The sequence below is a fragment of the Peribacillus sp. SIMBA_075 genome, from assembly GCF_046534585.1.
This window is the reverse complement of the sequence record NZ_JAWRYN010001762.1, coordinates 1-229: the sequence shown is the minus strand read 5'-3', so window position 1 is coordinate 229 and position 229 is coordinate 1. Positions and strand designations below refer to the sequence as shown.

General features: G+C 45.0%; 1 protein-coding gene. It reads left to right on the top strand.

Going from position 1 to position 229, the window contains the following annotated elements; translation table 11 throughout:
- Positions 1-109: 109 nt before the first annotated feature.
- Positions 110-229: cation transporter (locus SB775_RS34485; RefSeq protein ID WP_410865789.1), on the top strand; the 120-nt coding region annotated here is incomplete at its 3' end.

Below are 229 nucleotides of genomic sequence, written 5' to 3'. Positions count from 1 at the left end.
GGGCGATGAAGAGATCCTGGACGAACTGCTCGTCACGTTCCAAAAGCTGATGAGAAAATAATAGATAGAGGAAGCGATTCGCTTACCTTATACCAAGGAGGAATTTTTCATGAAAGAACAAGTTCATTTGCAAGTAAGCGGCATGAGCTGCCAGCATTGTGTAAAAGCGGTAGAAGACAGCGTCGGTGCATTGTCCGGTGTCGAGAAAGTGTATGTGTCACTTGAACAA